This is a genomic window from Agromyces sp. Y782 (assembly GCF_059445405.1).
Window position 1 is genome coordinate 2,235,770 of record NZ_JCAIUG010000001.1, and the last position, 12,746, is coordinate 2,248,515.

Genomic DNA, 12,746 nt, shown 5'->3' on the forward strand with positions numbered 1-12,746 from the left:
GGATGCCTCAGCCCACGCGCTCGAGCACCGCCCGGGTCGAGGCCTCGGGCCGCAGGTCGAGGCGGCGCAGCAGCTGCGCGTTGGCCGCGACGATGATCGTCGAGAGCGACATCAGGATCGCGCCGACCGACATCGGCAGCACGAACCCGATCGGGGCGAGCACGCCCGCCGCGAGCGGCACCGCGATGAGGTTGTATCCGGCGGCCCACCAGAGGTTCTGCGACATCTTGCGATAGCTCGCCCGTGACAGTTCGATGACCGAGATCACCGAACGAGGGTCGGATGACGCGAGGATCACGCCGGCCGAGGCGATCGCGACATCCGTGCCGGCGCCGATCGCGATGCCAACATCCGCCTGCGCAAGGGCGGGGGCGTCGTTGACGCCGTCGCCGACCATCGCGACCGTGAGTCCCTCGTGCTGCAGTTCCTGCACCTTCGCCGCCTTGTCCTCCGGGCGCACGCCCGCGTAGACGCGGTCGATGCCGAGTTGTGCGGCGACGGTGCGGGCAACGGGTTCGGCGTCGCCCGTGATCATCACGACCTGCACGCCGAGGGCGTGCAGCGCGTCGACGGCCTCCTTCGACTCGGGCCGGATCTCGTCGGCCAGTGCGATGGCGCCGGCCACGCTTCCGTCGACGAGCATGTGCAGCACGGTCTGCCCGCGCTCGCTCCAGCCCGCGGATGCCGCGAGCGACTCCATGCCTTCGCGGGCGAGCAGCCCGGGGCCGCCGACCTGCACGGTGCGTCCGTTCACCGTCGCGCGCACGCCGATGGCCGCCGACGCCGTGAAGCCCGACGCCGACGGGACGGCGAGGCCGCGGCGCGCGGCATCCGCGACGATCGCCTTCGCGAGCGGATGCTCGGAGTCGCCTTCTGCCGCTGCGGCGAGCGTTATCACCTCGTCGGGGTCGAAGCCCGGCGCCGCGAGGGCATCCGTCACGATGGGCTCGCCCTTCGTGAGAGTGCCGGTCTTGTCGAAGAGCACCGCGCCGACCGTGCGCATCGTCTCGAGCGCGAGACGGTCGGTGATGAGCACGCCGCCCTTCGCCGCGCGCTCGGTCGCGATCGAGACGACGAGCGGGATGGCGAGGCCGAGGGCGTGCGGGCAGGCGATGACGAGCACGGTGATGGTGCGCACGACGGCGTCGTCGGGATCACCGAGCAGGGTCCAGGCGATCGCCGTGATGACGGCGGCGCCGAGCGCGAACCAGAAGAGCCAGCCGGCGGCCCGATCGGCGAGACGCTGCGCGCGCGAGGTCGAGGCCTGCGCTTGCGCGACGAGTCGCTGGATGCCCGCGAGCGCGGTGTCGTCGCCCACGGCGCCGACCCGCACCCGGATCGCCGTGTCGGTGGCGACGGTGCCGGCGACGACGTGGTCGCCGGGGCCGCGCGCGACCGTGATGGATTCGCCGGTGATCATCGACTCGTCCATCGCGGCGGTGCCGTCGGTCACCTCGCCGTCGGCGGGCACGCGCCCGCCGGGGCGCACGATCACGACGTCGCCGACCGCGAGCTCCGACGGCGAGACGGTCTCGGTGACGGATGCCCCGGCGTCGGCGGAGCCCGTCGAGACGACTCGCTCCGCCTCGTCGGGCAGCAGGGCTGCGAGCGCGTCGAGCGCGCTCGAGGCCTGCATGATCGAGCGCATCTCGATCCAGTGACCGAGCAGCATGATCACGATGAGGAGCGCGAGCTCCCACCAGAAGTCGAGGTGGTGGCTGAGCAGGCCGAGGCTCGCGCCGAGGGAGGCGAAGTACGCGACGGTGATCGCAAGGCCGATCAGCAGCATCATGCCCGGCTTGCGCGACTTCAACTCAGACCAGGCGCCGGTGAGGAAGGGCTTGCCGCCCCAGAAGTACATGACCGTGCCGAGGATCGGGGAGATCCAGCCGATCACGGCGTTGTCGGGCAGCCGGTAGCCGAGGATCGACGCGAACATCGGGCTGAACGCGATCGTCGGCACGGCGATGACGAGCATGATCCAGAACAGGCGGCGGAACTGGCCGACGTGGTCGCCGTGGCCCGCGTGGCCGTCGTGGCCGGCGTGGCCGCTCATGTCGTGGCCCGCGTGGCCGCTCATGTCGTGTCCGGCGTGCGGATCGTGCCCGGCGTGCGCGTCGTGTCTGCTCATCTCGTGTGCAGCCTGCCTCGTCTGCGGATGCCCCGCGCCCTCGGTGTGGTGCTCGTGCATGTCGTCGCGGGTGGCGCCCATCATCTTCCTCCGTCGTCTGCTCGTGCTCCAATACCCCCATAGGGTATCGCTCCCTCAGCAGAACACCACCCCTCGCCGTTCTGTTCCCTCACCCGGCGCATCGATCGAGCCGCGCCGTCCCGCTCTTGCGGTGGTCATGACACGCCCGGAGGATGGGGGCATGACGAGCCCCGGCGAGATCTCGACCGACGCGTTCGACCCGGTGCGAACGGATGCCCCGGAGGTGGCACGCCTGCTGGGTGTCGACCTCGACAACGGACTCTCGGGAGCCGAAGCTGCTGCCCGGCTCGCCGTCCACGGGCCCAACGAGCTGCGAGGCACGCGCCGCACCCCGCTCTGGCGACGCATCCTCGCCCAGTTCACCGACCCACTCATCGTGCTCCTGCTCGCTGCCGTGGTGATCTCTCTCATCGCGTGGATCGTCGAGGGCGCCGACGGGCTGCCGATCGATGCCATCGTGATCGTCGCCATCATCGTGCTGAACGCCGTGCTCGGCTTCGTGCAGGAGTCGCGCGCCGAGCAGGCGGTGGCGGCGCTCGCCGTGATGACCGCGGCGCACTCGACCGTGCTGCGCGATGGCGAGCTGCGCACGGTGCCGAGCGCCGAACTCGTGCCCGGCGACGTATTGGTGCTCGGTGAGGGAGACCAGGTCGGCGCAGACGGCCGGCTGTTCCGTGCGCACACGTTGCGCATCGCCGAGGCCTCGCTCACCGGCGAGAGCGAGGCCGTCGAGAAGCACTCGGAGAGGATCGAGGCCACCGTGCCCCTTGGCGACCGCCTCGACATGGTCTACAAGGGCACAGCGGTCAACCGCGGCACAGGCAGGGCGATCGTCACCGCGACCGGCATGTCGACGGAGATGGGCTCGATCGCCACGATGCTCGACGAGACCGTCGAGGAGCCCACTCCGCTGCAGGTGGAGGTCACGCACCTCGGGCGCCTGCTCGGCCGCATCGTCGTCGTCATCGCGATCGTCGTGATGGTCACGATCGTGCTCGTCGAGGGCGTCAGCACCCCCGCCGAGTTCGTGACCGTGCTGCTGCTCGGTGTCTCGCTCGCCGTCGCCGCCGTGCCCGAAGGCCTTCCGGCGATCCTCTCCGTCGTACTCGCGCTCGGTGTGCAGCGCATGGCGAAGCGGAACGCGGTCGTGAAGAACCTCTCGAGCGTCGAGACGTTGGGGTCGGCATCCGTCATCTGCACCGACAAGACCGGCACGCTCACCACCAACCAGATGACCATCGAGCGGGTCGTCACGGCGTCGGGCGCCGTCGACCTCGGTGGCGTCGGGTACACGCCCATCGGCGCGGCGACGACCAAGGGCCTCGAGCTCGGAGAGGGCTCGCTGCGTGCCGAGGTGCAGCTCGTGCTCGGTGTGGGTTCGCTCGCGAATGACGCGCAGCTCGCTGAGCGCGACGGCAAATGGGAGATCGAGGGAGACCCGACCGAGGCGGCCTTCCTCGTGGCTGCCCGGAAGGTGGAGGGCACCGCCGAGGAGGCGGCCCGATACGGGCGCGTGGGCGAGGTTCCGTTCAGCTCCGAACGCAAGATGATGTCGACCGCGCACCGCAGAGACGACGGCGAGGTCGTCGTGCTCAGTAAAGGCGCCCCCGACGTTCTGCTCGAGCACTGCACCCGCATACAGCTGGGCTCCGAGACGGTGCCGCTCGATGCGAATCGGCGGGAGCAAGCCCTCGCCGACACGGAGGCGCTCTCCGAGGCGGCCTTCCGCACCCTCGGGGTCGCGTACCGCGCCGCACCCGAGTTCGAAGGCGGCGACGACGCGGCGAGGGATGCAGCAGCCATCGACGAGTCCGCTGAACACGACCTCGTCTACGCCGGTGTCGTGGGCATCATCGACCCGCCGCGCCCCGAGGTGCTCCCGGCGATCGCCGAGGCGCATGCCGCCGGCATCCGCGTGATCATGATCACGGGCGACCACCCCGCGACGGCCGGGCGCATCGCGCGTGACCTCGGCATCATCCCCGACGATGGCATCGCCCTGCCGGGTGCTCGCCTCGACGGCATGGACGAGCAGCAGTTGCGCGATGCCGTTCGCACCGTCTCAGTGTTCGCGCGTGTCGCGCCGCAGCACAAGCTGCGCATCGTCGATGCGCTTCAGGCCGATGGCCAGATCGTCGCGATGACGGGCGACGGCGTGAACGACGCGCCGGCGTTGAAGTCGGCCGACATCGGCATCGCCATGGGCATCACGGGCACCGAGGTCACGAAGGAGGCGGCGAAGATGGTGCTCGCCGACGACGACTTCGCCACGATCGTGCACGCCGTGCGCGAGGGGCGGGTGATCTTCGACAACATCCGCAAGTTCCTGCGCTACCTGCTGTACTCCAACATGGGCGAGGTGCTGACGGTCTTCTTCGGCGTCGTGTTCGGCGGTGTGCTCGGCCTCACCGGCGCCGGCGACGACGGGCTCGTGCTGCCCCTGCTCGCGACGCAGATCCTGTGGATCAACCTCGTCACCGACTCGGGACCCGCGCTCGCGATGGGCGTCGATCCCGAGATCGGCGACGTCATGGCGAGGCCGCCGCGAGGCATCCACGATCGAGCGATCGATACGGGTATGTGGATCGGGATCGCGACTACCGGGCTCGTCATCTCGGTGATCACGCTGCTCACCATCGACATCTTCCTGCCGGGTGGGCTCATTCCCGGCGGCACGGATTCGCTCGAGGTCGCGCGCACCGCGGGCTTCACGACGCTCGTCTTCGCCGCGTTGTTCACCGCGTTCAACGCGCGTTCGGCCGCGTCGAGCGCCTTCCGCGGTCTCTTCGCCAACCGGTGGCTCTGGGGCTCGGTGGTACTGGCCGTGGTGCTGCAGGTCGCGGTCGTCTCGTTGCCGCCGCTGCAGGTGGCGTTCGGCACGCGGGGGCTCGACGGCGAGCACTGGCTCGTCTGCGCGGTGATGGCGTCGGCCGTGCTCTGGGTCGAGGAGCTCAGGAAGGTCGGTATCCGGGCGATCGAGCGTCGCCGAGCGGATGCCCTCGCGCCCACCGACTGAGGCGATGCGCCCTCGTCGCCGCGGGAGTTCGCGTTGCGAGAACACGGCTGCGCGCGGCATCCGTCACGTGCTCGAATGGGCGCATGGACCTTCTCGTGCTCGGTGGAACGCAGTGGCTCGGTCGCGAACTCGCGCGAGAGGCGATTCGGCGCGGGCACGGGGTGACGTCACTCGCCCGCGGCGAGGCGGGTGCCGCCGCCGAGGGCTCTGCGGTCGTCGTGGCCGACCGGTCGCAACCCGGCGCTTACGATGCCGTCACCGACCGCGAGTGGGATGCCGTCATCGACGTGACCCGCCAGCCCGGCTTCGCCCGCCGCGCCGCGGCGGATCTCGCCGGCCGCGCTGCGCACTGGACCTTCATCTCCTCGTGCAACGTCTACGCGGCGCACGACGAGCCGGGCGCCGACGAATCGGCCGCGCTCATGCCGCCGCTCGCCGACGACGAGTCGACGCCCGAGACGTACGGCGAAGCGAAATCGGCGATCGAGCAGGCCTACCGGGACGCGCTCGGCGACCGGCTGCTCGTGATCAGGCCCGGACTCATCACGGGCCCGGGCGACGCCTCCGGCCGCGGTGGCTACTGGTCGGCGCGCGCCGCCCGCAGCGACGAGCCGATGCTCGTGCCCGACACCTTCGACTCCGCGGTGCAGGCGATCCACGTCGACGACCTCGTGCAATTCACGATCGACGCCGTGGAGCAGCGGCTCACCGGCGCCTTCACTGCGGTGGGCGAGCACACGACGTTCGGCGACTGGATCGAGCGGTCGCGGGCCGTCGCCGGGCACCAAGGCGAAGTCGTCGCCGTCTCACCCGACTGGCTCGTCGAGCAGGGCGTCAACGAATGGTCGGGTCCCGAATCGCTGCCGCTGTGGATCGTCGACCCCGAGTGGAACGCGTTCCTCGACCGCTCGAACGCTGCTGCCGTCGCCGCAGGGCTGCGCTTGCGCCCCCTCGATCAGCTGCTCGGCGAACTGCTCGAGTGGGAGCGCGGTGAAGGACTCGACCGCGACCGCGGCGCCGGCCTCACTGCTGAGCGGGAGCGTGAACTGCTCGCGGCGCTCCGCGGCCCCGCCCCGGTGGAGTGAGCCCCGTCTGGAATCGCAGACGCCATCGGTTTGGATGCCTCGGCTCGCGGCATCCGTCATTGCTAACGTCAGGCCATGGGCATCGCTGCGCTTCCGAACGATCCACTCTGGCCACGGGCCGGTGACTGGCCGCCGCTGGGCGAGTTGCCGGCGGATGCGCGCGCCGATCTCGCGCTGCTCGGGGTGCCGACCTTCGCCACCTCGCTCTCACCGACGGGTGCGCACGAGACGCCGGCGGCGATCCGGGAGGCGCTTCGGCGGTACAGCCCCGCGATCATGGCCGATCGGGGCCGACGTGACCACGCCACGTCGCTCGCCGGACTCACCCTCGTCGATGCGGGTGACGTCGCCGACCCCGACGGCCCCGCGGGCGAGCGCCGCGTGCGCGCCGCGGTCGCCACCGCCGCCGAACGTGCCCGCATGGTCGTCGCACTCGGCGGTGACAACTCGCTCACCTCACCCGTGGCGCTCGGCGTCTGGGGCGAGCGGCTCGGCTCGGCCGGCCTGATCACGCTCGACGCGCACTACGACCTGCGCGACGGCGTGAGCAACGGCTCGCCCGTGCGGCGCCTCGTCGAAGCCGGTCTCGACGGCCGCCGCATCGTGCAGATCGGCATCGCCGACTTCGTGAACTCGAGTGAGTACGCCGAGCGTGCCCGCGACTTCGGCATCACGGTCGTGCACCGCGACGAACTGCACCGCCGCCCCATGAGCGACGTGTTCGCCGAAGCGCTCGAGATCGCGGGCGCAGGGGGCGGACCGATCCACGTCGACCTCGACGTCGACGTCTGCGATCGCGCCGTGGCGCCGGGGTGCCCGGCCTCGGTGCCGGGCGGTATCTCGGCGTACGAGCTGCGCCAGGCCGCACGGGCCGCCGGCGCCGATTCGCGAGTCGAATCGATCGACCTCGCCGAGGTGGATGCCACGGCCGACGCCCCCGATGGGCGTACGGTTCGATTGGCGGCCCTCTGCGTACTGGAGGTCGTGGCGGGCATCACGCTTCGCTGAACGCACGAGTGCACGAGTGCACGAGTGCCCGAGTGCTCGACGGGTCGTCGCACAATCGTCGCGCTCGTCGAGTACCGTCGAACGCCCGTCGTCGAGTACCGTCGAACTCCCGTCGTCGAAAGGACCACCGTGAAGACGCTCGTGCTCATGCGCCACGCGAAGTCGAGCTGGGACACCCCGGGGCTGATCGACCACGACCGCCCGTTGAACGAGCGAGGCCGGCGTGATGCGCCGCGCATGGGTCGGCGTCTCGTGGATCGTGGAATCGCCCCCGATGTGATCCTCGCGAGCACCGCGGTGCGGGCACGATCGACGGCCGAACTCGTCGCCGGCCCGCTCGGCCTCGACGCACGGCGGATCATTGCGGACGAACGGCTCTACGGGGCATCCGTCGAAGCCCTGCTCCGAGTCATCCGCTCATTCGACGCACGTGTGACGACGGCGATGCTCGTCGGCCACAATCCCGAGATGACCGACCTCGCCTCCCGGTTCTCGCCCGACATCGAGTCGATGCCGACGGCGGCGGTCGCCGTCTTCCGCTTCGACGTCCCGTCGTGGCCCGAGCTGCGCGTCGCGGCATCCGTCGGTCGCAGCACCGCCTCGCCCGTCAGCGTGACGTTCGATGCACCGCAGAGCGTGTCCGACTCGGACGCCCGCTGATCGGCGGGAATGGTGAGGAAACCGGTGACACGGGGACTGCGCAACACTAGTGTCGAAGCCAACAGGAGGGGTCGCCATGTCGTTCATCACCAGAGGATTCAGTGGTCGAAGCCGTGAGCGCGATGACCGCCTGCCGCCCGGACAAACCCTCGTGCACGACTTTCCGGTGCTCTCGGCCGGGCCGACGCCCGAGGTCGACACGGCCGAGTGGGAGTTCACGATCCGCACCGAAACCGGCGTGCACCGCTGGAACTGGGACGAGTTCATGGCCCTGAAGATCGACGACGTCGACACCGACATCCACTGCGTCACGCACTGGTCAAAGCTCGGCACGAGTTGGCGGGGTGTCTCGCTCGACACGCTCTTCGAACACGTCGAGACCGAGCAGGAGTACGTCATGGCGCACAGCTACGGCGGGTACACGACGAACGTGCCGCTCGACGAGTTGCTCGACGGCAAGGCGTGGGTCGCATTCGAGTTCGACGGTGAACCGCTCGACCCCGAGCACGGCGGCCCGGCGCGACTCCTCGTGCCGCACCTCTACTTCTGGAAGAGTGCGAAGTGGGTGCGCGGCCTCGTCATGATGGACGACAACGAGCCCGGCTTCTGGGAGCAGAACGGCTACCACCTGCACGGCGACCCGTGGACGGAAGAACGCTACTGGTGAGCGACGCCTCGACGGTCTCGTCGTCTCTGCAGACCGACGGGCTCAGCGCGGCGCTGCGAGCGGTGCCGCGTTCGGGATGGCACGTCGCCACGGTCGCCGCCGCCCAGCGCGAGACCCCGAACGCCTCGCGACTCGAACTCGACGTCGACGGATGGCCCGGCAACGCCGCAGGCCAGCACGTCGATGTGCGGCTCACCGCCCCCGACGGTTACACCGCGACGCGTTCGTACTCGATCGCCTCGTCGGGGTCGACGACGCGGGTCACCCTCGCGGTCGACAAGCTGCCCGATGGCGAGGTGTCGCCCTACCTCGTCGACGACGTACGCGCTGGCGACATGCTCGAGGTGCACGGTCCGCTCGGCGCCTTCTTCGTGTGGGCTCCGACCGCAGAGACCGGCGACGCTCGCCCGGTGCAGCTCATCGCCGGCGGATCCGGCGTCGTCCCCCTCTTCGCGATGGCGACCGCCCACGCCCGCGCCGACGACCCGACGCCGTTCCGGCTGCTCTACTCGGTGCGCACGCCCGACGACGTGTACTTCGCCGACGAGCTGCAGGCGCTCGCCGCGGCATCCGCGCCCCTTCGACTCGACCTCGTTTACACGCGCCGCACGCCCGAGGGCTGGCCGACGCAGCCAGGGCGCATCACGCGCGAGGTGCTCGAGGCGGCAGTGCTTCCCGCGACCGAGCGGCCGCGCGTCTACGTCTGCGGTTCGACCGGTTTCGTGGAGCTGGTCGCCGACTGGCTCGTCGAGCTGGGGCACGACCCGCGGTCGATCCGCACCGAGCGATACGGAGGCACGTGATGCAGCACGTCGACGGCAACTCCCTGGCCGGTCCGCTCGCCGACTTCTTCACCTTCGACGTGACGATGGCCACGGCCCGGTGCAACGGGTGCGGCGCGATCGGCGAGCTCGCCCGCGCGATGGTCTACCGCAGCGGCGCGGGCACCGTCGTGCGCTGCGCCACGTGCGACCACGTGCTCGCGACCCTCGTCGAGTCCGGCGATCGCGCGTGGATCGGGTTCAGCGGCGTGAGCGCGGTCGAGGTGCGGCGGGGCTGAGGTCGCCTGGCTGACTCGTCGACGAGCTGACCGGATGCCGCGGCGTCACGCCCCGGCGACGACCTCGCCGTCCTTCCAGACACGCGCGACGAGCGGCACGCCCGGCCGGTAGGCGAGGTGCACGTGGCTCGGCGCGTCGAGCAGGACGAGGTCGCCTCGTGCGCCCGGGCGGATCGCCCCGACATCCGTTCGCCTGAGCGACTCTGCCCCGCCCGCGGTCGACGCCCACACCGCCTCAGCCGGCGTCATGCCCATGTCGCGCACGGCGACGGCGATGCAGAACGGCATCGAGCTCGTGAAGCTCGAGCCCGGGTTGCAGTCGCTCGCGAGGGCGACGGTAACGCCGGCGTCGATCAGGCGGCGCGCATCGGGGTAGGGCTGGCGGGTGGAGAACTCCACGCCCGGCAGCAGGGTCGCGACGGTGCCTCCCGCAGCGAGCGCCGAGACATCCGCATCGCTCAGGTAGGTGCAGTGGTCGACGGAGGCGGCGCCGAGCTCGGCCGCGAGCCGCACGCCCTCGCCCGGCCCGAGCTGGTTGCCGTGAACGCGCACGCCGAGTCCGGCAGCGGCGCCCGCTTCGAGCACCCGCCGGGATTGTTCGGCCGTGAAGGCGCCGCGCTCGCAGAACGCGTCGACCCATTTCGAGTACGGCGCGCACGCGGCGAGCATCTCGCCGACGATGAGGTCGACGTAGGCGTCGGGGTTGTCGGCGAACTCGGCCGGCACCACGTGCGCGCCGAGGAATGTGACCTCCTCGGTGACCTCGCGGGCGAGGCGCACGAGTCGCTCCTCTGCCTCGACGCTCAAGCCGTAGCCGCTCTTGATCTCGAAGGTGGTCGTGCCCTGCCCGTGCAGTTCGTCGACGAAGCCCGCAAGGCGCGCGCGCAGTTCGTCGTCGGTCGCGGCCCGAGTCGCGGCGACGGTCGAGCGGATGCCGCCCGCCTCGTACCGGCGGCCCGCCATGCGTGCGGCGAACTCCTCGGCGCGATCACCGCCGAAGATGAGGTGCGTGTGGCTGTCGACGAAGCCGGGGATGACGGCGCGGCGGCCGGCGTCGAGCTGCTTCGTTCCGGGGGTGCTTTCGCGCCGGATTCCCCCCGAATCGGCCGAGTTCTGGCGCGAAAGCACCCCCGGAGCATCCGCCGCGGGGCCGACCCAGGCGATGCGACCGTCGTCGACGAGCACTGCCGCATCGCGGATGATGCCGAGCGGGCCGCCTTCGCGCCCGGGCAGCGGTTCATTCGTGACCAGCTCGCCGATGTTCGTCAGCAGCATGCGCCCCGCGGCAGCCCCGTCGCTCATGACTCGAGCATAGGTACGCGCAGGCCGCGCTCGCGGGCGACCTCGACGGCGCGGTCGTAGCCGGCATCGACGTGCCGCATGACACCGGTGCCCGGGTCGTTCACGAGCACGCGCGCGATCTTCTCGGCGGCGAGCGGTGTTCCGTCGGCGACGATGACCTGCCCGGCGTGGATCGAGCGGCCGATGCCGACGCCGCCGCCGTGGTGGATCGACACCCAGGTCGCGCCCGATGCGGTGTTCAGCAGCGCGTTGAGCAGCGGCCAGTCGGCGATCGCATCCGAGCCGTCGGCCATCGCCTCGGTCTCGCGGTACGGGCTCGCCACCGAGCCCGAGTCGAGGTGGTCGCGGCCGATCACGACGGGTGCGCTCAGCTCGCCCGACGCGACCATCTCGTTGAACTTCAGCCCCGCGAGGTGGCGCTCCTGGTAGCCGAGCCAGCAGATGCGGGCGGGCAGGCCCTCGAAGCGCACCTTCTCGCCGGCCTTCATGATCCAGCGGCGCAAGTGCTCGTCGTCGGGGAAGAGCTCGAGGATCGCACGGTCGGTCGCCGCGATGTCGGCCGGGTCGCCCGAAAGCGCCGCCCAACGGAACGGCCCCTTGCCCTCGGCGAAGAGCGGGCGGATGTAGGCGGGCACGAAGCCCGGGAACGCGAACGCGCGCTCGTGCGCGAGCCCGCCGAGCTCTGCCTCGCGCCGGATCGAGTTACCGTAGTCGAAGACCTCGGCGCCGGCATCGAGGAAGCCGACCATCGCCTCGACCTGCTTGGCCATCGAGGCCCGGGCGCGGTCGGTGAAGGCTTCGGGGTCGGATGCCGCGAGCTCATGCCACTCCGCAACGCTCACGCCTTCGGGTAGGTACGACAACGGGTCGTGCGCGCTCGTCTGGTCGGTGACGATGTCGATCGCCACGCCGCGGGCGAGCAGTTCGGGGAACACGGATGCCGCATTGCCGACGACACCGACGCTGAGCGGGCGGCGCTCGGCCTTCGCCGCGAGCACTCGTGCGACGGCGTCATCGAGGTCGCCGGCGAGCTCGTCGAGGTAGCCGTGCTCGACGCGGCGCGCGAGCCGCGTCTCGTCGACGTCGACGATGAGCACGACGCCCTCGTTCATCGTCACTGCGAGCGGCTGCGCGCCGCCCATGCCGCCGCAGCCGCCGGTGAGGGTGAGGGTGCCGGCGAGGCTCCCGTCGAAGCGCGCGCGCGCGATCGCGCCGAACGTCTCGTAGGTGCCTTGCAGGATGCCCTGCGTGCCGATGTAGATCCACGAGCCGGCGGTCATCTGGCCGTACATCGTGAGGCCGAGCTGCTCGAGCCGGCGGAACTCGGGCCACGTCGCCCAATCGCCGACGAGGTTCGAGTTGGCGATGAGCACGCGCGGCGCCCACTCGTGCGTGCGGAAGACGCCGACGGGCTTGCCCGACTGCACGAGCAGCGTCTCGTCGGCCTCGAGCCCCTCGAGCGTGCGCACGATGGCGTCGAACGACTCCCAGTTGCGCGCGGCCTTGCCCGTGCCGCCGTAGACGATGAGGTCTTCGGGGCGCTCGGCGACCTCTGGGTCGAGGTTGTTCATGAGCATGCGCAGCGGCGCCTCGGTCTGCCAGCTCTTCGCGGTGAGGGTGGTGCCGCGCGCGGCGCGCACACGTCGACCAGCCTCGGTGCGGGCGGTGCGCCCGCCCCCTGTTGCAGCCGTCGGCAGAGAGGTCGGGGCTTCGATGGGTGCATCGGTCATGTTCCG

10 protein-coding genes are annotated in these 12,746 nt (G+C 70.9%); 7 read left to right on the top strand and 3 right to left on the bottom strand.

The window, feature by feature from the left end; genetic code table 11:
• Window positions 1-7: 7 nt before the first annotated feature.
• A complete protein-coding gene (locus tag AC1C2S_RS10365) occupies window positions 8-2,212 on the bottom strand; it encodes a copper-translocating P-type ATPase (RefSeq protein WP_495352437.1) in 2,205 nt (734 codons plus the stop codon).
• A gap of 160 nt (window positions 2,213-2,372) precedes the next feature.
• Between AC1C2S_RS10365 and AC1C2S_RS10370 the strand changes: the two genes are divergently transcribed.
• The 7 genes from AC1C2S_RS10370 to AC1C2S_RS10400 all read left to right on the top strand — a co-directional run bounded on the left by AC1C2S_RS10370 (window position 2,373) and on the right by AC1C2S_RS10400 (window position 9,708).
• Window positions 2,373-5,228 carry a cation-translocating P-type ATPase gene (locus AC1C2S_RS10370; RefSeq protein ID WP_495352438.1) on the top strand — a complete coding sequence of 952 codons (2,856 nt, stop codon included), beginning with the start codon at window positions 2,373-2,375 and terminating at the stop codon, window positions 5,226-5,228.
• Window positions 5,229-5,311: 83 nt separating this feature from the next.
• On the top strand, window positions 5,312-6,313 hold the full coding sequence (locus AC1C2S_RS10375) for an NAD-dependent epimerase/dehydratase family protein (RefSeq protein WP_495352439.1): 1,002 nt from the start codon (window positions 5,312-5,314) through the stop codon (window positions 6,311-6,313).
• 75 nt (window positions 6,314-6,388) lie between these two features.
• Window positions 6,389-7,321, top strand: coding sequence for an arginase family protein (locus AC1C2S_RS10380; protein ID WP_495352440.1), 933 nt, complete (start codon window positions 6,389-6,391; stop codon window positions 7,319-7,321).
• Between the two features lie 24 nt (window positions 7,322-7,345).
• Complete coding sequence (locus tag AC1C2S_RS10385) at window positions 7,346-7,981, top strand: SixA phosphatase family protein (protein WP_495352441.1); 636 nt, start codon at window positions 7,346-7,348, stop codon at window positions 7,979-7,981.
• Between the two features lie 76 nt (window positions 7,982-8,057).
• Window positions 8,058-8,648, top strand: coding sequence for a sulfite oxidase-like oxidoreductase (locus AC1C2S_RS10390; protein WP_495352442.1), 591 nt, complete (start codon window positions 8,058-8,060; stop codon window positions 8,646-8,648).
• On the top strand, window positions 8,645-9,451 hold the full coding sequence (locus tag AC1C2S_RS10395) for a ferredoxin reductase (protein ID WP_495352443.1): 807 nt from the start codon (window positions 8,645-8,647) through the stop codon (window positions 9,449-9,451). Before AC1C2S_RS10390 ends, AC1C2S_RS10395 begins: the two co-directional genes overlap by 4 nt.
• A complete protein-coding gene (locus AC1C2S_RS10400; protein ID WP_495352444.1) occupies window positions 9,451-9,708 on the top strand; it encodes a DUF6510 family protein in 258 nt (85 codons plus the stop codon). The genes AC1C2S_RS10395 and AC1C2S_RS10400 overlap by 1 nt, the downstream gene beginning before the upstream one ends.
• 45 nt (window positions 9,709-9,753) lie before the next feature.
• Here the strand turns inward: AC1C2S_RS10400 and hutI are convergent, their stop codons facing one another.
• Window positions 9,754-11,010, bottom strand: coding sequence for an imidazolonepropionase (gene hutI, locus AC1C2S_RS10405; RefSeq protein ID WP_495352445.1), 1,257 nt, complete (start codon window positions 11,008-11,010; stop codon window positions 9,754-9,756).
• Complete coding sequence (hutU, locus tag AC1C2S_RS10410; RefSeq protein WP_495352446.1) at window positions 11,007-12,740, bottom strand: urocanate hydratase; 1,734 nt, start codon at window positions 12,738-12,740, stop codon at window positions 11,007-11,009. Before hutU ends, hutI begins: the two co-directional genes overlap by 4 nt.
• Between the last annotated feature and the right edge of the window lie 6 nt (window positions 12,741-12,746).

Bases quoted from the DNA above. Each gene is read 5' to 3' on its own strand.
- AC1C2S_RS10365 (WP_495352437.1), bottom strand. From the start codon at position 2,212: ATGGGCGCCACCCGCGACGACATGCACGAGCACCACACCGAGGGCGCG.
- AC1C2S_RS10370 (WP_495352438.1), top strand. From the start codon at position 2,373: ATGACGAGCCCCGGCGAGATCTCGACCGACGCGTTCGACCCGGTGCGA.
- AC1C2S_RS10375 (WP_495352439.1), top strand. From the start codon at position 5,312: ATGGACCTTCTCGTGCTCGGTGGAACGCAGTGGCTCGGTCGCGAACTC.
- AC1C2S_RS10380 (WP_495352440.1), top strand. From the start codon at position 6,389: ATGGGCATCGCTGCGCTTCCGAACGATCCACTCTGGCCACGGGCCGGT.
- AC1C2S_RS10390 (WP_495352442.1), top strand. From the start codon at position 8,058: ATGTCGTTCATCACCAGAGGATTCAGTGGTCGAAGCCGTGAGCGCGAT.
- AC1C2S_RS10400 (WP_495352444.1), top strand. From the start codon at position 9,451: ATGCAGCACGTCGACGGCAACTCCCTGGCCGGTCCGCTCGCCGACTTC.
- hutI (WP_495352445.1), bottom strand. From the start codon at position 11,010: ATGAGCGACGGGGCTGCCGCGGGGCGCATGCTGCTGACGAACATCGGC.
- hutU (WP_495352446.1), bottom strand. From the start codon at position 12,740: ATGACCGATGCACCCATCGAAGCCCCGACCTCTCTGCCGACGGCTGCA.